This is a genomic window from Actinoplanes siamensis (genome assembly GCF_016862395.1).
Lineage (GTDB): Bacteria > Actinomycetota > Actinomycetes > Mycobacteriales > Micromonosporaceae > Actinoplanes > Actinoplanes siamensis.
Genome location: NZ_BOMW01000056.1, coordinates 36,613 through 54,924, shown reverse-complemented (window position 1 = coordinate 54,924; position 18,312 = coordinate 36,613). Strand labels below are relative to the sequence as shown.

The following is an 18,312-nucleotide window of genomic DNA, read 5'->3' as shown; positions in this document are numbered from 1 at the left end:
AGCTGCCAGGGCGTAAGCGGGAGTACGACGAGGACGACGTCCGGGTCCGGCCGGGGCGGTCGTCCCGGCCGCGCACCCGCACGCGCCCCAGACACGACGACGCGGTGGACGCGCTGGTGATCACCGTGGACCGCGGGCGGTACGGCTGTGTCCGCGAGGACGCCGCCGGCGAGCCCGAGGTGATCACCGCGATGCGGGCCCGGGAGCTGGGCCGCAAATCGGTGGTGGTGGGCGACCGGGTGGCGCTGGTCGGTGACGTGTCCGGCGACACCGGGTCGCTGGCCCGGATCGTCCGGATCGCCGAGCGCACCTCGGTGCTGCGGCGCACCGCGGACGACGACGACACCACGCCGGAGGGCCGGCTGGAACGGGTGGTGGTGGCGAACGCGGACCAGCTGGTGATCGTCAGCGCGCTGAGCGACCCCCCGCCGCGCACCGGGTTCATCGACCGGTGCCTGGTCGCGGCGTACGACGCGGACATCGAGCCGCTGCTCTGCCTGACCAAGGCCGACCTGGCCGGGCCCGAGCGGGTGCTGGACTACTACGCCGAGCTGGACCTGCCGTACGTGCTGGTCCGCCCGGGCAGTGACCTGGCGGAGCTGCGGGAACGGCTGGCCGGCCGGATCTCGGTGCTGGTGGGTCACTCCGGGGTCGGCAAGTCGACGCTTGTCAACCGCCTGGTGCCGGACGCGTTGCGGGCGGTCGGGGCGGTCAGCGCGGTGGGCAAGGGGCGGCACACCTCGACCAGCGCGGTGGCGCTGCGCCTGCCCCCGGCCGGCGGGTCCCGCCGGAACCCCGGGTGGATCGTCGACACCCCGGGCATCCGGAGCTTCGGCCTGGCCCACGTCAGCGCCGAGAGCCTGCTGCACGGTTTTCCCGACCTGGTCGAGGGCACCCTGGAAGACCAGCCGAACTGCGGGCACACCGCCGCCGACGTGGACTGCACGCTGGAGGCGTGGGTGGCGGCCGGGCAGGCCGACCGGCGGCGCCTGGAGTCGTACCGCCGGCTTCTCGCCTCACGCGCCGGAGACCTCGAGCCCCGAGACCAACAGCCGGACACCGGCCTGACCGCCTGACCCCACCACGCGTCAAGACCCTGACCACGCGGCACCACAACCACCACGATCCCCCTGACCCGCGCGGCACAGAACCACGACGCATCGCGCCCGCCTCCGACAAGGGCGCGATGCCGCCGAGCGAAGCGAGGCAATCGAACTCAGTAAGGTCTCTTCCATGGCCGGATATGCGGACGATCTCGCTCTTGCCCATCTGCTCGCCGACTCGGCCGACGCCATCTCGATGGCCCGGTTCCGCTCGCTCGACCTGAAGGTCGAGGCGAAGCCCGACCTCACCCCGGTGTCCGACGCGGACACCGCGGTGGAGAAGGCGATCCGCGCCACGCTGGCCCGCGCCCGGCCGCGCGACGGCGTGCTCGGCGAGGAGTTCGGGCGATCGGAGGCGGCGGCCGGGCCGGGCACCCGGCACTGGGTGATCGACCCCATCGACGGCACCAAGAACTATGTCCGCGGCGTGCCGATCTGGGCCACTCTGATCGCGCTGATGGAGGGCGACACCCCGGTGGTCGGGCTGGTCTCCGCTCCGGCGCTGGGCCGGCGCTGGTGGGCCGGGCGCGGCCTGGGCGCGTTCGCCGGCAGGCACCAGCACGCCGCCACCCGGATCGAGGTCTCCCGGGTCCGGCGGCTCGCCGACGCGAGCTTCTGCTACGCCAGCCTGACCGGCTGGCAGGAGAACGGCCGGCTGCCGCAGCTGCTGGACGTCCTGCTCGGCGTCTGGCGCAGCCGCGCCTACGGCGACTTCTACGGCTACATGCTGATGGCCGAGGGCGCGCTGGACGCGATGGCCGAGCCGGAGCTGTCGCTCTGGGACATGGCCGCGCTGATCCCGATCATCACCGAGGCCGGCGGCAAGGTCACCGACCTGGACGGCCGGACCTGCGCGGACAAGTCCTCGGTGATCGCCACCAATGGCCTGTTGCACGAGAGCGTCCTGACCGCTCTGACGCCTCGCGGTTGATCGCACCCGCACGGGGTACATCCCAGGCACCCGCGTCGTGGGTAAATGTCCGGTTGGCGCCGGGCCTGGTCCGCTGCTCGCCGAAATGCGCGAAGGGGACACGTCATGCACAATGGAGCGATCATGCCGAGCGAGGTTCGTCACCTGGTGGACCGGGGCCAGAGCCATCCCCTGGTCCGGCTGACCGGGGTGCTCGACGCCGAAACCGCCGGACAGGTCCGCTCCACGCTGATCGACGTGCTCGCCGGCCAGCCGCAAGCCGTCGTGGTGGACGTCTCCGGCCTACGCGTGCCGCACGACGACGCGCTGGGCACGCTGCGTGCGGTGTCCGACGAGACCCGGTACTGGCCGGCCGCCCGGCTGGTGCTCTGCGGCGGGGCCGGCGACACACCCTGGCAGTCGACCGGCTGGCTGGTCCAGGCCGACCCGGACGCCGCGTACGCCGCGCTCGGCCCTCCCCGTGACGGTCTGCGGGTGCGCCTGGAACTGGACCCGGTGGTCGGCGCGGCCCGCGAGGTGCGGGAGCGGATCACCGAGGCCTGCCTGCGCTGGTCGATGGCCGAGCTGGCCGGTGACGCGTGCATCGTGGCGACCGAGATGGTCAACAACGTGGTGGCGCACGCCCGCACGCCGATGTGCGTGCTGCTGGGCCGGCACGGCACGACGCTCAGCGTGGCGGTACGCGACGAGTCGTCGGTGCTGCCGCGGTTCTCCGGGCCGGTCGCGCCCACGGCGTACGGCGGCCGCGGTCTTCTCCTGATCGACTCGGTGGCGCACCGCTGGGGCGGGCTGGCGCTGCCCGGCGGCAAGGTCGTCTGGGCACTTCTGACCCCGGAACGGATCAACGTATGACCTGCCCGGCGCGCGGGTAGATAGCGCACATGCGAGACAACGACTACCCCACCGAGGTGAGCGATCCGGAGGCCTCCGGCCTGCCGGACACCGCCGACGACGACTCCACCGCGTACGACGAGGTGGACAGCGGCCGATGGGCTGACGGCCAGGACCCGGCGGCGCTGGCCGGCACCGGCCCGGGCGGGTCGAACCGGTTCGGCGACACGGCCGAGGAGCAGCGCCAGGGCGAGTCGCTCGACCGGCGGCTGCGCCAGGAGGAGCCGGACTTCGGCGCCGAGGACGAGGACACGTCCCGCCGCGACCCGATCGACGAGACGGTCGACGACTCGGGCCGGGAGCGATTCGACCGGGACGTGTGGGGCGAGAGCCCGACCTCGGACCCGGATTCCCCGGTCTCGCTCTACGACGACGGCCAGCTCGACGAGGACGATCCGGCCCGGGTCGGCCGGCTGGTCGCGCCGGACGGCGGCTCGGGCTTCGACGAGGAGCCGGACAGCGTGGCGTGGGACGCGGGCGCGGCCGGCGGCGGCGCGAGCGCCGAGGAGCTCGCGATGCACGAGACGAGCGCCCCGGAGTACGACTGAACCCGGGCCCCGGCCGGTGGATTCTCGGCTCCGGCCTTGCCGTCACCACCCGGTCCCGGGCAGAGTCTGTGCGCGGGACCGAGGTGGGGGTTGATGCGATGGGTCACGGTGCGCGGTGGCCGCGGCCGCTGGTGGCGGCCGCGGTCGTGCTGGCCGGGCTGACCGCGTCCGGCGTCGCGCACGCCGAGACGGTCAGCAGAACGGTCTTCGGCGACGGCTTCGACGGAGCCCGGGGCGCCGGCGTGGACCCCGCCAAGTGGTCCGGCGGCTCCTGGGACACCTGGCAGGACGGCGACGGCAACCTCGTCCTGGACTCCACGCTGCGCACCGTGACGACGTTCAGCCAGTCCAGCGGGCACGTGTCGGCCCGGATCCGCGCCGGGGACGCCGGCCCGGCCTGGAAGCTGCTCGGCGTGCTCACCGCCGACGGCGGCACGGTGCCCGGGCGGTTCGAGGCGCTCGGCGCCGGCACCACCAGCGTCCGGGACTTCCACACCTACGCCGTCGACTGGACCCGGACGTCGTTCGTCTGGTCGGTCGACGGCCAGCAGGTGCTGCGGCTGACCCCGGCCACCGTGGGGCAGCCGTTCCGGCTGGCGCTGAACCCGGGCGGCGGCGGCCGCTACTCGGACGCGCTGCTGGTCGACTCGGTAGCCGTCACGGTCCGGCTCACCGTCGCGCCGGCGCCGGCGTGGAAGGCGTTCACCACGTACCAGGTGGGCTCCCGGGTCTCCTACCGTGGCTCGACGTACCGGGTGCTGCAGGTGCACACCGCGCTTCCGGGCTGGCAGCCGGGCCTGGTGCCGGCGCTCTTCCAAAAAATTTGAGCGGTTCTCTGTTATCCGGGGTTCCGGAACCCGTCTCCATTGACCTGCGACAGTCTGTCTCTAAAGACTGTTTGGAGTAACGGCACCCTCTCCCCCCGGAGGTTTCCCCAGATGCGCAAGTTACGGGTCCTGCTCGGCGCGGCGGTGGTCGCGACGACACTCGCGTCATCGATGTTCATGGCGTCACGCAACGACAACGCGGACGCCGCGGTCGCCGCGGTCACCTGGAACGAAGACTTCAACGGCGCGGCCGGTACCGGCGTCGACACGTCCCGGTGGAACTTCGACACCGGCGGCAGCGGCTTCGGCAACCAGGAGCTGCAGTACTACACCAGCGGCACCAGCAACGTCGCGATGGACGGCCAGGGGCACCTGGTCATCACGGCCCGCAAGGGCAGCGGCGGGCACAACGACTGCTGGAACGGCACCTGCCAGTTCACCTCCGGCCGGATCCAGACCGCCGGCAAGTTCACCCAGCAGTACGGCCACATCGAGGCGCGCATCCAGGTGCCCAACGGCTCCGGTCTCTGGCCGGCCTTCTGGATGCTCGGCGGCGGCAACTGGCCGACCGACGGCGAGATCGACATCATGGAGGTCGTCGGCCGCGACCCCAACCGGCTGTTCGGCACCCTGCACGGCCCCGGCTACTCCGGCGGCAGCTCGTTCGGCGGTCAGCTGGTCGCCGGCTCGCCGTGGTACCAGGCCTTCCACAACTACGCGGTGGACTGGTCGCCCAACCTGATCGTCTGGACCGTGGACGGCCAGGAGTACTTCCGGGCCACCCCGGACTCGCTGCGGGCCGCCAAGGGCAACGTCAACTGGGTGTTCGAGCACCCGTTCTTCATCATCCTGAACCTGGCCGTCGGCGGTAACTTCGGTCAGGGCAACCCGGCGAGCCTGCCCGCCGAGAGCAAGATGCTGATCGACTACGTGCACGTCAGCGGCACCAGCACCACCCCGCCGCCGGCCAGTGGCAACGCGCTGAAGAGCAAGCTGAACGGCCGCTGCGTCGACATCCCGGGCGCGAACCCGGTCGACGGCGCCCGCCTGCAGACGTACGACTGCAACGGCTCGGCCGCCCAGAGCTGGGCCGCCAACGGCGACGGCACGCTGCGCGCGATGGGCAAGTGCATGGACCCGGCCGGTGGGGCGCTCACCAACGGCACCCCGATCCAGCTGGTCACCTGCAACGGCAACCCGGTTCAGCGGTTCACCCTGTCGTCCGCCGGCGACCTGGTCAACGTGTCGGCGAACCGGTGCGTGGACATCAAGGACAACAACGGCGCGAACGGCGCCCAGCTGCAGCTCTGGGACTGCACCGGAGCGGCCAACCAGAAGTGGAGCCGGGCCTGACGGCCTCGCTCCGCCCGGCGGGGATCGCGCCCCTTCGAGTCGATGTCGGGGGCACCGGGAACGGCGACGCTTCGCACCTGTTCTCGGCACCCCCGACATCGACGGGCGCAATCCGGTCGCATCGTCTTCGGTGACCTTGCCGTCGACGGGCGCGGTGCGGCTGGTCAGGATTTGATCGTGTACCGGTCGCCGTAGACCTGCCAGGTCAGCGGCGGGACCAGGTCGAGATTGCTGGCTCTGAGGAAGACCCGCTGCGCGGTGTCGACCCGGGTGGTGTCGCTGTGCGCCGCCTCCCGCCGCATCTCGGCGTCCCGGGCGTCCAGGAAGGCGCCCAGGTAGGCGATCTCGTCCCCGCCCTGTGCCGGTGTCCTACGGGCCCGGACCGCCTGCTCGCGGATGGTCCGGAGCCCGGAGACGCCGTGCATCACGGCCGCGTCGTAGTAAGCGAACTGCCCCAGCGCCCGCAGCCCGTCCGCGCCGGCGAGCCGCACCGCCGGCGTGAAGTACATCCGGTCCCGGGCGTCCCGCTGGACCCGCTGGAAGACCGGGTCCCGGGCGGCCGCCCGCCAGGCCGCCGGGAAGCCCGGGTCCAGCCCCTCGTGCGAGTCGGTGCCGTCCACCGCGCGCAGCGCCGGAAGGTACCGGGCCAGCGGATTGGCCAGCTTGCGCCGGGTGTAGTCGGTGACCACCGCGAGCATGTCGCTGGTGCCCGAGCAGAACCCGATGATCCCGCCGGTGTAGCCCCGGCCGTCGCCCAGGTCCTCCAGGTATCCGTACTCGCCGCGCCAGTTCAGCGTCGAGTTCTCCGCGCTGGACACCAGCTGGAAAGCGGTCTCCTTCTTGACCTTCGCGGTCAGTCCCGCGGCCGCCGCGGGCACGCCCGCGCCGACGACCCGGCCGGACTCGGTGACCCGGGCGGCCGGCCCCGGCCCGTACGCCCGCACGTCCCGCAGCGAGTAACCGTCGGGGGTGGCCCGCTGGGTGGCCAGTACCCGCAGGTACCGCCCGGACGCGGTCAGGCCGCGCAGATCGTCCACCCCGCCGGTGCCGTTCGCGGTCCGGTACGCGTCCCGCCACGTCGCCCCGTCGTCGGAGAGCTGCACCCGGTACGCCTTGGCGTACGCCGCCGCCCAGTGCAGCCGCACCCGGGTCACGTCCTGCGCGGCACCCAGGTCGACCCGCAGCCATTCGGTGCCGGCGGTCACGCCGCTGGCCCACCGGGTGCCGGTGCTGTGGTCCACAGCCGCCGAGGCCAGCCACGCCACGCTCAGCGTCGACGAGGCGAGCGCCGGGCGGCCCGTGGTGAGCAGCACGTCGGCGGACGCGTTGGCGGCCACCGAGATCGCCGGCGGGATGCAGAGCAGCGCGGCGATCCCGCCGCCCAGGGCCAGCGATCGCCTGTCACTCGTCCGCATCTGCACAAGCTAGGACGGAAATCAGCGGCGCCGCTTGCGGTTCCGCGAAATCAACACGACCACGAGGACGATCGCCGCCACCACGAACAGGCAGCACAACGCTCCGCCGAAGAGGAACCCGAAACCGCGTCCACCCCGGGTACGGCGTTTCGCCGCCTCGATCGCCACGTCGGCCACCCCGTTGCTCGCCGCCCAGGCGTGCGCCGGCACCACCAGCGCCAGCACCGCTCCGGTCAGCGCCGCGGTCAGCCGCGACCACCACTTCACCACGTCAGCCATGTGCCCCATGCTGACCCATCCAAGCAACGGATGCGACTCGGCGTAAGCACCGATGATCACGGGTATGAGGCGGTAGGCGACGAGAGGGGCAGCATGGACGCGAAGCTCGAGGCCTTGGCCGCGGCACACGGGGTGGCCACCTGGTACGAGAACTTCCAGCGCCGCCGCACCGAGGTCGCACCGGAGTCGGTGATCGGGGTGCTCGGCCTGCTCGGGGTGGACGCCGGCACGCCCGCGGCGATCGAGGCGGCGCTGGCCGAGGCGCGCGGCCGGGACGACGAGGGGCGGCTGCCCGGGACGATCGTGCTGCGCGCCGGGCAGCGCCGGGAACTGCCCGCGCCGACCGAGCTGACGTTGGAGGACGGCTCCCGCCGTACCGTCGAGATTCTGGAGGATCTGCCCCTGGGCTGGCATCGGCTGGGTGAGTCCACGACGCTCGTCGTCGTTCCGGAGCGGCTGCCCAAGCCACCGGAGACCTGGGGCTGGATGCTGCAGCTCTACTCCCTGCACTCGGCCGGGTCCTGGGGGATGGGGGATCTCGGGGATCTGCGGTCGTTCGTGGAGCAGTCCGGGGACGCGGGGCTGGTGCTGCTCAACCCGCTGCACGCGGTCACTCCGGTGTCGCCGGTGCCGGCCTCGCCGTACTCGCCGTCCAGTCGCCGGTTCGCGAATCCGCTCTACCTGCGGATCGCCGACACCGCGGAGTACGGCCGGGCCGACGACTCGGTGCGGGCCGCGATCGACGCGCTCAAGCCGGAGAGCGGCGAACTGATCGACTACACCGCCGTCTGGGACGCCAAACTCGCCGCCCTGGAGCTGCTCTGGCCACTGGCCGAGCCGGTCGACCTGGAGGCGGACCCGGGGCTGGCGGATTTCGCGCGGTTCTGCGCGCTCGCCGAGGAGCACGGCCCGAACTGGCAGCGCTGGCCCGCCGAGCTACGCCATCCGCACTCCCCGGCGGTCCGCGCCTACCGGAGCGAGCGGATCGCCTTCCACGCCTGGGTCCAGCAACTGGTCGAGAGGCAGCTGGACGCGGCCCGGGAGGCCGCCGCCGGCATGCCCGTCGGCATCGTGCACGACCTCGCCGTCGGCATCGACCCCACCGGCGCCGACGGCTGGCTGCTGCAGGACGTCCTGGCGCCCGGCGTGCGGGCGGGCGCCCCTCCGGACGCGTTCAACCAGCTCGGCCAGGACTGGGGACTGGCCGCCTGGCGCCCGGACACGCTGATCGAGACCGGGTACGCGGCGTACCGGGACATGCTGCGCCGGATCTTCCGCCACGCCGACGGGCTCCGCGTCGACCACGTGGCCGGGCTGTGGCGCCTGTGGTGGGTGCCGCCGGGCATGGGTCCGGCCGAGGGCACCTACGTCCACTACGACCCGGAGGCGATGCTCGGCATCCTGGCCCTGGAGGCCGAGCGCGCCGGCGCGGTGGTGATCGGCGAGGATCTCGGCACCGTGCTGCCGGAGATGACCGAGACGCTGGAGCGGATGAACATGCTCGGCTCGTCGGTGCTCTGGTTCACCCGGGACTGGGACACCGGTGAGTTCCGGCCCGCCGCCGACTACCGCCGTAACGCCCTGGCCAGCATCTCCACCCACGATCTGCCCACCGCCGCCGGCTTTCTGGCCGGCGAGCAGGTCGAGGTCCGGGCCGAGCTGGACCAGCTGGCCGGCACCGTCGAGCAGGAGTGGGCGACCTGGAAGGCGGACAAGGCCGCGCTGCTGGAGCTACTCCGCCAGGAGGGCCTGCTGCCCGCCGATTCCGCGGAGCAGCCGGCGGAGGTGGTGCTGGCCATGCACGAGTTCCTCGCCCGCACCCCGTGCCGGCTGGTCACCGCGTCCCTCTACGACGTGCTGCTGGAACGGCGCCAGCCGAACCTGCCCGGCACCTTCGACGAGTACCCGAACTGGCGAATTCCGCTCCGCGCCTCGCTACCGGAAGTGGTAACTGACCCGATCTTCCGCAGGGTCGCCGAAATTCTGGGTAAACGGAACACCGAGACAGTGAAGAGACGAGTGAAGGGGACCCCGCGATGAGCTTCCTCGACAAGGCGAAGGACTTCGCCGACAAGCACGACGAGCAGGTGGACCAGGGCCTGGAGAAGGCCGGCGACCAGGTCGACCAGCGGACCGGCAACAAGTACTCCAGCCAGGTGGACCGGGGCGTCGACGAGGCGCAGAAGCGCACCGGCGCCGGCGACACCCAGCCGTAGCTCCCGCGCAGGCCTGCGGCCCGGGGTTTCCCGATCGGGGAACCCCGGGCCGTCTTCGTGACCGGGTCGGCGGGGTCAGGTGTCGAGCGGAGCCGGGGGCGGGTCGTCGTCCACCGCGTACAGCATGGGGTGCAGGGGCAGGTAGGTGTCCGGCTGGCGGCAGCCGGCCGGCGGGAGCAGGGACGACCGGTGATCCGGATGCTCCCGGCAGTGACGCATCGCCCGGGTGACGGCGTCCGGGTGGTGCCGCCCGCCGCCGTACTCCCCGCAGTTGTCGCAGTCCCACCGCCAGAACGGCGACCCCTCGTCCGACGTGTGCCGGCGGATCTTCAGCGGTGGCCCGGCCCGGTGCTTGGCCGCGTGCAGGATCGCCGGCATGCGCAAGGCGGGCGGCGGGCCGGGCGGGCGCCGCTGTCCCCCGATGAGCTCGGCCAACAGGTTGCTGGTCACCGTCACCTCCGTACATCGGAATATCGCTGACAGTGTGAAACAGCTACCTCGCGCCGTATCGGGTTTTTATGAAATAAAGACCGTTTTCAGCGAGCGGCCACCAGGCCCAGCGAAGACGCCGTGACCCCCGGGAAGACCGAGCTCAGGTCGCCCACCCGGCAGCGGGCCCGGAGGATCTCGCCGATCACCGCGCGGTAGTCCGTCGTCACCGCCAGGTCGCCGTCGCGGAGCTGGCCGGCGCCCAGGCCGGGCCAGGCGCCGTAGACCTTGCCGCCGCGGACGCCGCCGCCGAGCACGAACATCATGTTGCCGTACCCGTGGTCGAGCCCGCCGGAACCGTTCTGCGCGACCCGCCGGCCGAACTCGCTGATCGTGATCAGCGTGACCCGGCGCAACCCGTCCGGGCCGAGGTCGGTGGCGAACGCGGCGATCGCGGCGGCCAGCCGGGCCAGCTGGTCGTGCATCCGACGGCCCGGCTCTGCCGGACCCAGGTTCTCGTGCATGTCCCAGTCGCCGGAGTCGACGGTGGCGGTCATCAGGCGGGCGTCCGTCTTGATCAGCCGGGCCACGTCGCGCAGCGCCGCGCCCAGGTCGGTGGCCGGGTACGACGCGCCGTTGGCCGGCGTGTACCCGGCCGCGCGCAGCGCCTTGGCCCGGTCCAGCGCGCCGGTCAGCTGCTGCGCGGTATGCGCCAGCCGGGCCGGGGCGCCGCGGTAGAGCGCGGCCATCGTGGCGGAGAGCGGCTTGGCCGCGTCGTCCCCGCTCAGCGCGAGACCGTTGATCGAGGTGAAGCCGAGGTGCGGCGCCGGGCCGTCGAGCACCCGGGCCGGGCGCGCGGTACCCATCGCGACCGCGCCGAACGGGTCGGCCGACTTCAGTGAGCCGAGCATCCGGTTGAGCCAGCCGGTGCGCACCGAGGTCCCCGGCGCGGCCCGCTCCAGCTCCTCCATCGCGGAGAAGTGCGACCGGTTCGGGGCCGGCTGCCCGACCGCCTGCACCGCGGCCAGTTTGCCGGAGGTCCAGTACGGCAGCAGCGGCGCCAGCGCCGGGTGCAGCCCGAAGAACGTCCCACCGCCGATCAGCTGCGACTTCGGCACCCCGATCGTAGGCCGGGCGGCGTAGTACCCCGGATCACCGGCCGGCACCACCGCGGACAGCCCGTCGAACCCGCCCCGCAGCGAGAGCAGCACCAGCACGTCCCCGGAGTACGACGGGTCGGCCGCGAACGCCAGCTGGGTGTCGAGCTGCGAGCCGACCAGCCCGGCGAAGGCGCCGGCCGCCCCGGCGGCGAGCAGTTTCCGCCGGGACACGGTCACCCGGCGCTGTTCGTCACATCCACAGGTCACAGTCACGTCAGCGCTCACCTCAGGGCGAAGTTCGGGGAGTTCAGCAGCATCGTCATCAGGTACGGGTACATCCAGCCCACCGCGGGATCGTTGGGCTTCAGTTGCGACGTGGGTGTCTTGCCGTAGAAGGCGGCGAGCGCCGCGGTCTGCGCGGCGCCCAGCGTCACCCCGAGGAGGCGTTTGGCCGTCGCGTCGATGAGCGCGCCGTAGGTGGCCGGCCGGGCGCCGATCATCCCGGTCATCAGGTCGGCCGGCTTGGCCAGGTCGGCGGGCCAGTAGCCGGCCGCCAGCGACAGGTGGAAGTTCCAGCGCACCAGCAGGCCGGACGGCGACGCCCAGGCCGCGGCCACGTCCGGGTAGCCGTTCGGCGGCCCCCAGAACAGCGGCGCCTGGCCGGCGTTGCGGGCCATCCAGTAGAGGCTGTCGTACGACTTGGTGCCGCTGGCCGGCGGCCCGTAGCCGAGGATCCGGACGGTGGCCGCCAGATCCTCCAGCGGTGTGCGGGTCTTGGCCCCCACCGAGGCGGCGAACTCGGGCGAGGTGAACAGCGCCCGCAGCACCGGCACGATCGCCGACCGGTTGTCCAGGTAGACCTTGACCAGCTTGGTGACCAGGGTGGCGGGCGGCTCGTCGGCGACGAACCGGACGCACAGCTTGGAGACGATCCGGCGGGCGGTGGACGGGTGGACCGCCAGATGGTCGAGGAGCGCCAGCGCCGCTCCCTCGCCGCCGGTGGTGGTCGCGTTGGCGTGCGCGAACGTGAGGATCCTGACCGGGCCGACCGCGTGGTTGGCGGCGTCGTACCGGTACTGCCCGGTGGCGCTGTTCACGGTCAGCCCGGTGAGCAGCTTCGCCGCGTCCTTCACGTCCGCCTCGGTGTAGCCGAGCCCGACGGTGTGCAGCTCCAGCAGCTCGCGGCCGTAGTTCTCGTTCGGCGCCAGCCGGGTGGAGTACCGGTTGTCCAGGTAGCTGAGCATCGCCGGGTGCCGCGCCGACGCCTTGAGCAGGTCGGCGAAGGTGCCCAGGGCGTACTTGCGGATCACGTTGCGGTCGTAGTCGGTACGGCTGTCCCAGACGTCGCCGAACGGGCAGGTCACGTTCAGGTGGTTGGACCAGAAGTCGACCATCACCTCGAAGAGCTGCCGCTCGCTCCAGATCATCCGGACCGGCGTGACGAAGCTGAGCTGCCACATCGGCTCCCAGGCGTACCGCTTGAGCTGCCCGGCGGCCACCTTGGCGCGGATCTCGGAGATGCTCAGCCCGCACAGCGGCAGCCGGGCGACCAGCCTGTCGGCCACCGGGTCGGCGATCGAGGCCGGGTTGAGCTGCCGGTCCAGCCAGGCGTTCGCGCCCAGCCTGCGGATCTCCGCGATGGCGGACGGGCTCGGGCCGAAGGTGGCCCGGCGCAGCAGGTGCAGCAGCGGGTCGGCGGGCAGCAACCCGGCCACCGCGGGATCGTCCATGATCACGACGGCCGGTTCGACAGCCGCACGGACGTTCGAAGTCTGCTCGTCAACCGTCACGAATCAAACGTCGGAAGTTCCCCCCGCCACTGTCGGGTTCCCTGCGCGGTGCTCCCCGACTGCTCCCGGGACAATCGACGCATGGCACAGCGCAGGGCGTCGCGACGGCGTACGGAGACGGTCGCCTCGGGCGTCGCGGAACTGGTTCCCGACCCGGACCGGGACACCGCGTTCACTCTGCTGCTGGACGGCGCCCCGCAGTCGCACGTGGATCTGGCCGACCCGACGTACCTGCAGTTCGAGTACGTGCGGCGGATCGCCGCGGCGATCGACCTGGTGGCGCAGCCGCGCCGGCCGCTGCGCGCGCTGCATCTGGGCGGCGGCGGGCTGACCCTGCCCCGCTATCTGGCCGCGACCCGGCCGGGCTCCACGCAACGGGTGGTGGAGATCGACGGGCCGCTGGTGGAGATGGTCCGCCGCGAGCTCCCGCTGCCCGCGCAGGCCAACATCCGGGTCCGGGTGGGCGACGCGCGCGAGGCCGTCGAGGGCATGCGCGACGCGGGGTACGACGTGATCGTGCTGGACGTCTTCGCCGGCGCGCGCACCCCGGCCCACCTGGCCTCTGTCGAGTTCGCCCGGCAGGTGGCCCGGGTGCTCGACCCGGCCGGATGGATGATCGCGAACATCGCCGACGGCCCGCCCCTCAAGCACGCCCGCGCCCAGGTCGCCACGATCCGCTCGGTGCTGCCCGAGGCGTGCCTGGTCGCCGATGCCGCGGTGCTGCGCGGCCGGCGCTTCGGCAACCTGGTGGTGCTCGCCGGCCGTACCCCGCCGCCGGTGGCCGAGCTGACCCGCCGGGCCGCCGGCGACTGGTTCCCGGGGCGGGTCGAGACCGACCTCGATCGATTCGCGGCCGGGGCGGCGCCGGTTCCGGACGCCGCCGCGGTCGGCTCCCCACTCCCGCCGGCCGGACTCTTCGGCCACCGGAGTAACGGAAAGTAGTCACCGGGTAGGCCGATGGTTCATTCGGCGCCACTGTCCGGTGTCACTTTTCGAACTTCCACTGTGATTCGCGTCGGGTGACTGGCAACACTGGGACCGGACGGCTGTAATCGTTGCGGCCGTGTTTTCCAGATCGCGGCGTGAACGGGGAAGGCAACCATGTTCCACCAGCACTTCCTGTCCGCTCCGGGCACCGACCTCGGACCCCTGGACAGCGGCGAGCGGGTGCTCTGGCGCGGACGCTGCGCCGTGGCCGAGTACGCGTTCGACGAGGCGTCCTCGTTGCCGCGGTGGACCCTGCCGGAGGAGGCCGAGGTCCTCGTGACCGACCGGCGGGTTCGCTATGCGCATGCCAAGGACGCTACGCTCAGTAGCGGAGAGTTGTTCTGGCTGTGGCCGCAGCATCTGCGGGTGCAGCCAGGCAACCGGGAGATCGGCCGGAACGCCACGGTCACCCAGATCCAGCTGGTCTGCAACGGTCCGGAGGGCAGCTTCCCGGCCCTGGTCTTCGCCGGCGGCGACCTGGCCACGGTCGGCGACGCGGACCGCCTGGCGAACGTGCTGCGCCAGGCCATCGCCCGGTTCCGGGTGGAGAACGCGACAGAGATCGGGGTCGCCCCGGCACACGCGCGGATGCTGTCCCGCCTGGTGATCGGCCCGGAGTTCAGCAACTACCAGGGCGGCGAGGGGCAGACCGTGACGCTGCTCGGCTCCGTCCCGGTGCCCGCCCCGGAGCCGGCCTACGACGAGCCGGTCCACGAGGAGCCGGCCTACCAGGAGCCCGTCTATCAGGAGCCGGCGTACGACCCGGCCCCGGTCTCCGCGATGCCCACTTCCGCCGTGCCGACCTCCGCGATGCCCACCTCCGGTCCCCGGGGTTACGGCGACCGGCCCGGCATCGCCGCCGACGCGGTCCGCGCCGAGCAGGCCCTGCGCGCCGAGCAGGACTCCCGGTTCGCCGAGCCGGACCTGGCGTCCCGCGCCTCCAGCCTGGCCGCCCGGGTGGCCAGCCTGCTCTCCGGCGCCGCCGAGGAGGAGGGCTTCCACCGCTACCAGGGGCAGACCACCAATCTCGGGGCCTACCTCAACCGGCAGTCCGACGACCCGCAGGCCCGCCGCTGACCCTTCCGGCCGCGGCCACCGGGGAGGTGACCCGCGGTCCGGGCCGCGGCCGTGAGGAGGCGGCTCGCGTCCCGGCCGCCGCCCCTGGGGGAACCACCCGCGGTCAGGTCGCTGACGGCTCCGGCCGCGCGAAGCAGCTGCCGGCCGCCACCCGTTCCTCGTGCACCCGGTGCGCGCGGTTGAGCAGCTCCATCAGCTCGCCCTGGGCCCGGACCCGCTCCCGGTGGCGCTCCGGCAGGGCGCGCAGGCCCGCCTCGGCGTCGAGCAGCTTGTGGTACACCTCGTCGCAGTACCGCGGGTCCTTCTCGACCTCCAGGAACTCGGTGGCCCGCCGCCGGGCCACGGCCGTGTAGGTCCGCGCCCGGCCGCGGGGGCTGAGCAACGACGCCACCACGGTGACCAGCAGCACCCCCACGATGATCGCGAGCGAGGCCAGGGTGGGGATCTCCTGGACGCCGATGTGCTCGCCGTCGTTGATGAACGGCACGTTGTTCTGGTGCATGGCGTGCAGGATCAGCTTCACGCCGATCAGCGCGAGGATCGCGGACAACCCGTGGGACAGGTACACCAGGCGGTCCAGCAGGCCGTCGATCAGGAAGTACAGCTGGCGCAGGCCGAGCAGCGAGAACGCGGTCGCGGTGAAGACCAGGTAGACGTTCTGGGTGAGCCCGAAGATGGCCGGGATCGAGTCCAGCGCGAAGAGGATGTCGGTGCCCCCGATCGCGACCATGACCAGCAGCATCGGGGTCAGCACCCGGTGGCCGTCGCGGTAGGTCACCAGCTTGTCGCCGTCGTAGGTGTCCGAGGTCCGCAGCACCCGCCGGGCCAGCCGGATCACGATGTTGTCCGGCGACTCCTCCTCGGCCTCCCCCGTGCCGCGCACCAGGTTGCCCGCGGTGAACAGCAGGATCAGGCCGAACAGGTAGAAAATCCAGGCGAACGAGTTGATCAGCGCGGCGCCCAGGAAGATGAACGCGGTCCGCGCCACCAGCGACACCGCGATCCCGACCAGCAGCACCTTCTGCTGGTCCGCCCGGGGCACCTTGAAGCTGCCGAGCAGCAGCAGGAAAACGAAGAGATTGTCGACCGAGAGCGCCTCCTCGGTGACGTATCCCGCGAAGTACTCGGCGCCCATGGTGGAGCCACCGAAGAGCCAGATCCCGACCCCGAACAGGATGGCGATCGACACGTAGATCGACGTCCACAGTGCCGCCTCGCGCAGGCCGGGCACATGGGCGCGGCGCACGTGCACGAAGAAGTCGAAGAGCAGCAGAGCGATGATCCCGACAACTGTCAACAGCCACACCAGACCCGACACATGCCGCATCGGACCAGCTTAGGGGTGATCGGCGTCGGTCACTGCGGCGCGCAGCTGTGATCTGCTCAGGAACAGCGCCCCGGTCAGGTCGGCCCCGCGCAGATCGGCGCCACGCAGGTCCGCGCCGGTGAAGTCGGCCCGCCGCAGGTCCGCGCCGCGCAGGTCGGCGCCGATCAGCAGCGCGCCGCGGAAGCTGGCTCCGCGCAGATCGGCGCCACGGAACCGGCGGCCGATGAGGTTGGCTCCGCCGTGGTCCGGGCGGCGGCCGCCGGCGCCGGCCCGGGCCAGCTCGCTGGCGCGTCGCAACAACGGCACAACCCGTTGGCGGTACGTCTCCACGTCCAGTCCCCGCAGGTCGTCCGCCGATCCCCCGGCCACCGCGTCGATCTGTTCCGCGGCCGCCCGCAGCTTCGGATGCAGCCGCCGGGCCTCGTCCAGCGTCAGCGCCTCGGTGAGCAGCCAGAGCAGTTCGTGGAGCTGGCGCAGCACCGGCAACGTGGCGAACATCGCCCCGGCGAGTTCCGGGCTGCTCCGCCAGTCCCGCCCGCCGAACGTCTCCTGGGTGAGCCGCTGCCCGGCCCCGAAGCAGTCGAACACCACACAGCCGCGGAAGCCGCGCTCGGGCAGTTCCTCGTGGATCCGGCAGCGGAAGTCGTCGCCCAGATTCCGGCACGCCTGCCCGGCCGGCTTGTCGACGGCGAAGTCCGACGACTTCGCGAAGGCGGGGGCCACGCAGCAGAGGGCCGCACACCGGGTGCAGTCGGCCGCCAGGCGCGCGTTCTCCGTACGTTCGCTCACTTCTCTCATCTCTCTTCCCGGGCCCCGGCGGACCGTACCAACCGGCCCTCCCGGACCTGCCGCGGCACCTCCGGGCCGCGCGGCCCGGCCCCGGCCCGGATCGCGTCCAGCGCGGACGCCGAGCGCAGGTCGGCGAACGACTTGCGCAGCCCGGACCGCAGCCAGCCGGCGAGCGGCTTCTCCACCAGCCGGTACACCAGCCAGGACAGGCCCAGGATCGACAGCACGGCGCCGAGCACCAGAGCCCAGGCGGGCAGCCGGGTGGCCTCGTAGGTGTGCCGGATGAAGGTGTACCCCAGGCGCTGGTGCAGCAGGTAGAAGGGGTAGGTGAGGGCGCCGGCGGTGGTCAGCCAGCGCCAGCGGATCCGGTCGGTCCAGCCCAACGCGATGATCAACACTGCCGCATAACCCAGGGTGACGATCAGCACGCCCGGCCAGACCGGCACGTGGAAACCGGGCTGCACCGTGCCGACCCGGTCCGAGACCCGCTGGACACTAACCAGCCAGGAGAAACCAACGATACCGAAGAGCAGCGGCGATCTGCCGAAGCGGTGGATCAGGAACGCCGCCACCCCGGCGATGAAGTACGGAGCGTACTCGGGGATGGCCAGCACCTGGACGGCCCGGCTGCCGATCATCGGCCCGATCGCCGCTACGGTCATCCAGATCGCGCAGAACAGCACGACCCGCCGGTAGGTCAGCCCGAACGCCGCCAGCGCCGCGAAGAGCAGGTAGAACCGCAGCTCGACGAAGAGCGTCCAGTAGACGGTGTCGATCGAGCCGACGCCGAGCGGCTCCTGCAGCATGGTCAGGTTCACTGCGATCTCACGCAGCCCCGGCGTCCCGGCGACCGGCACACCGCCGGCGATCGGCGCCAGCGTGACCACGGTCGCGGTGATCAGGATGCAGATCCAGTACGCCGGGTAAAGCCGGCTGACCCGGGACGTGAAGAACTCGCCGAGGCCGCGGTTCCAACTGCTCATCCCGATCACGAAACCGCTGATCAGGAAGAACACCTCGACGCCGAGAAAACCGTAGACGGTCACATGGGTCAGATGGGGCAGGAAGTACTCCGGCTCGTTGCGCCCGTCGATCCGCCACGAGACGGTCAGATGGAACGCCGCCACGGCGAGCGCGGCGATCAGCCGCAGCGCGTCGAGGGTGGCGAGCCGTGGCATGCGTTCGGTCTTGGTCGGTTCAGGCCACAGGGGAGGATTATGGCCGATTGACCCGGATTGCACGCTGTTGGC

The 18,312-nt window shown here is 72.1% G+C and carries 17 protein-coding genes and 1 pseudogene; 10 read left to right on the top strand and 8 right to left on the bottom strand.

Going from position 1 to position 18,312, the window contains the following annotated elements:
• Window positions 1-2: 2 nt before the first annotated feature.
• The 6 genes from rsgA (at window position 3) to Asi03nite_RS27105 (ending at window position 5,653) form a co-directional block, all read left to right on the top strand.
• A complete protein-coding gene (rsgA, locus tag Asi03nite_RS27130) occupies window positions 3-1,076 on the top strand; it encodes a ribosome small subunit-dependent GTPase A (protein ID WP_203683330.1) in 1,074 nt (357 codons plus the stop codon).
• Window positions 1,077-1,233: 157 nt separating this feature from the next.
• Window positions 1,234-2,034, top strand: coding sequence for a histidinol-phosphatase (gene hisN, locus Asi03nite_RS27125; protein ID WP_203683297.1), 801 nt, complete (start codon window positions 1,234-1,236; stop codon window positions 2,032-2,034).
• 123 nt (window positions 2,035-2,157) lie between these two features.
• A complete protein-coding gene (locus Asi03nite_RS27120; protein ID WP_239102960.1) occupies window positions 2,158-2,886 on the top strand; it encodes an ATP-binding protein in 729 nt (242 codons plus the stop codon).
• Window positions 2,887-2,915: 29 nt separating this feature from the next.
• Window positions 2,916-3,473, top strand: coding sequence for a DUF5709 domain-containing protein (locus tag Asi03nite_RS27115; protein ID WP_203683295.1), 558 nt, complete (start codon window positions 2,916-2,918; stop codon window positions 3,471-3,473).
• 98 nt (window positions 3,474-3,571) lie between these two features.
• A complete protein-coding gene (locus Asi03nite_RS27110; protein ID WP_203683294.1) occupies window positions 3,572-4,300 on the top strand; it encodes a carbohydrate-binding protein in 729 nt (242 codons plus the stop codon).
• Between the two features lie 111 nt (window positions 4,301-4,411).
• Window positions 4,412-5,653 carry a glycoside hydrolase family 16 protein gene (locus Asi03nite_RS27105; protein WP_203683293.1) on the top strand — a complete coding sequence of 414 codons (1,242 nt, stop codon included), beginning with the start codon at window positions 4,412-4,414 and terminating at the stop codon, window positions 5,651-5,653.
• Window positions 5,654-5,817: 164 nt separating this feature from the next.
• On the opposite strand, the gene Asi03nite_RS38605 is transcribed toward Asi03nite_RS27105, so the two are convergent.
• Together Asi03nite_RS38605 and Asi03nite_RS27095 are read right to left on the bottom strand one after the other, a co-directional pair.
• Window positions 5,818-7,068, bottom strand: coding sequence for a chitosanase (locus Asi03nite_RS38605; protein WP_203683292.1), 1,251 nt, complete (start codon window positions 7,066-7,068; stop codon window positions 5,818-5,820).
• 21 nt (window positions 7,069-7,089) lie between these two features.
• A complete protein-coding gene (locus Asi03nite_RS27095) occupies window positions 7,090-7,347 on the bottom strand; it encodes a hypothetical protein (RefSeq protein WP_203683291.1) in 258 nt (85 codons plus the stop codon).
• A gap of 93 nt (window positions 7,348-7,440) precedes the next feature.
• Here Asi03nite_RS27095 and malQ point away from each other — a divergent pair, with 93 nt between their 5' ends.
• Together malQ and Asi03nite_RS27085 are read left to right on the top strand one after the other, a co-directional pair.
• Window positions 7,441-9,387 (top strand): 4-alpha-glucanotransferase, encoded by a 1,947-nt coding sequence (gene malQ, locus Asi03nite_RS27090; RefSeq protein ID WP_203683290.1) that lies wholly within the window; start codon window positions 7,441-7,443, stop codon window positions 9,385-9,387.
• Complete coding sequence (locus Asi03nite_RS27085) at window positions 9,384-9,563, top strand: antitoxin (RefSeq protein WP_203683289.1); 180 nt, start codon at window positions 9,384-9,386, stop codon at window positions 9,561-9,563. Before malQ ends, Asi03nite_RS27085 begins: the two co-directional genes overlap by 4 nt.
• A gap of 75 nt (window positions 9,564-9,638) precedes the next feature.
• Here Asi03nite_RS27085 and Asi03nite_RS27080 read toward each other — a convergent pair whose 3' ends face one another.
• The 3 genes from Asi03nite_RS27080 to Asi03nite_RS27070 all read right to left on the bottom strand — a co-directional run bounded on the left by Asi03nite_RS27080 (window position 9,639) and on the right by Asi03nite_RS27070 (window position 12,882).
• Window positions 9,639-10,013, bottom strand: a complete 375-nt coding sequence (locus Asi03nite_RS27080) for a hypothetical protein (RefSeq protein WP_203683288.1) — start codon at window positions 10,011-10,013, stop codon at window positions 9,639-9,641.
• A gap of 86 nt (window positions 10,014-10,099) precedes the next feature.
• On the bottom strand, window positions 10,100-11,365 hold the full coding sequence (locus Asi03nite_RS27075) for a DUF1501 domain-containing protein (RefSeq protein ID WP_239102959.1): 1,266 nt from the start codon (window positions 11,363-11,365) through the stop codon (window positions 10,100-10,102).
• Window positions 11,366-11,373: 8 nt separating this feature from the next.
• Entirely contained in the window at window positions 11,374-12,882 is a 1,509-nt protein-coding gene (locus Asi03nite_RS27070; protein WP_239102958.1) for a DUF1800 domain-containing protein, read from the bottom strand.
• An 81-nt stretch (window positions 12,883-12,963) separates the two neighbouring features.
• On the opposite strand from Asi03nite_RS27070, the gene Asi03nite_RS27065 reads away from it, so the two are divergent.
• Both Asi03nite_RS27065 and Asi03nite_RS27060 read left to right on the top strand, forming a co-directional pair.
• Window positions 12,964-13,824 carry a spermidine synthase gene (locus tag Asi03nite_RS27065; RefSeq protein WP_203683287.1) on the top strand — a complete coding sequence of 287 codons (861 nt, stop codon included), beginning with the start codon at window positions 12,964-12,966 and terminating at the stop codon, window positions 13,822-13,824.
• 159 nt (window positions 13,825-13,983) lie between these two features.
• Entirely contained in the window at window positions 13,984-14,946 is a 963-nt protein-coding gene (locus Asi03nite_RS27060; protein ID WP_203683286.1) for a translation initiation factor 2, read from the top strand.
• Between the two features lie 352 nt (window positions 14,947-15,298).
• Here Asi03nite_RS27060 and Asi03nite_RS27055 read toward each other — a convergent pair.
• The 3 genes and pseudogenes from Asi03nite_RS27055 to Asi03nite_RS27045 form a co-directional block, all read right to left on the bottom strand.
• Window positions 15,299-16,273: pseudogene (locus tag Asi03nite_RS27055) on the bottom strand (TerC family protein); the annotation flags it as partial.
• Between the two features lie 9 nt (window positions 16,274-16,282).
• Window positions 16,283-17,062 carry a pentapeptide repeat-containing protein gene (locus Asi03nite_RS27050; RefSeq protein ID WP_239102957.1) on the bottom strand — a complete coding sequence of 260 codons (780 nt, stop codon included), beginning with the start codon at window positions 17,060-17,062 and terminating at the stop codon, window positions 16,283-16,285.
• A 5-nt stretch (window positions 17,063-17,067) separates the two neighbouring features.
• A complete protein-coding gene (locus Asi03nite_RS27045; protein ID WP_239102956.1) occupies window positions 17,068-18,240 on the bottom strand; it encodes an acyltransferase family protein in 1,173 nt (390 codons plus the stop codon).
• Window positions 18,241-18,312 lie beyond the last annotated feature (72 nt).

What these genes read in the sequence shown, in the direction of transcription:
- Asi03nite_RS27085 (WP_203683289.1), top strand. Translation starts at nt 9,384, where the DNA reads ATGAGCTTCCTCGACAAGGCGAAGGACTTCGCCGACAAGCACGACGAG.
- Asi03nite_RS27105 (WP_203683293.1), top strand. Translation starts at nt 4,412, where the DNA reads ATGCGCAAGTTACGGGTCCTGCTCGGCGCGGCGGTGGTCGCGACGACA.
- Asi03nite_RS38605 (WP_203683292.1), bottom strand. Translation starts at nt 7,068, where the DNA reads ATGCGGACGAGTGACAGGCGATCGCTGGCCCTGGGCGGCGGGATCGCC.
- malQ (WP_203683290.1), top strand. Translation starts at nt 7,441, where the DNA reads ATGGACGCGAAGCTCGAGGCCTTGGCCGCGGCACACGGGGTGGCCACC.
- Asi03nite_RS27115 (WP_203683295.1), top strand. Translation starts at nt 2,916, where the DNA reads ATGCGAGACAACGACTACCCCACCGAGGTGAGCGATCCGGAGGCCTCC.
- Asi03nite_RS27120 (WP_239102960.1), top strand. Translation starts at nt 2,158, where the DNA reads ATGCCGAGCGAGGTTCGTCACCTGGTGGACCGGGGCCAGAGCCATCCC.
- hisN (WP_203683297.1), top strand. Translation starts at nt 1,234, where the DNA reads ATGGCCGGATATGCGGACGATCTCGCTCTTGCCCATCTGCTCGCCGAC.
- Asi03nite_RS27110 (WP_203683294.1), top strand. Translation starts at nt 3,572, where the DNA reads ATGGGTCACGGTGCGCGGTGGCCGCGGCCGCTGGTGGCGGCCGCGGTC.
- Asi03nite_RS27060 (WP_203683286.1), top strand. Translation starts at nt 13,984, where the DNA reads ATGTTCCACCAGCACTTCCTGTCCGCTCCGGGCACCGACCTCGGACCC.
- Asi03nite_RS27065 (WP_203683287.1), top strand. Translation starts at nt 12,964, where the DNA reads ATGGCACAGCGCAGGGCGTCGCGACGGCGTACGGAGACGGTCGCCTCG.
- Asi03nite_RS27095 (WP_203683291.1), bottom strand. Translation starts at nt 7,347, where the DNA reads ATGGCTGACGTGGTGAAGTGGTGGTCGCGGCTGACCGCGGCGCTGACC.
- Asi03nite_RS27045 (WP_239102956.1), bottom strand. Translation starts at nt 18,240, where the DNA reads ATGCCACGGCTCGCCACCCTCGACGCGCTGCGGCTGATCGCCGCGCTC.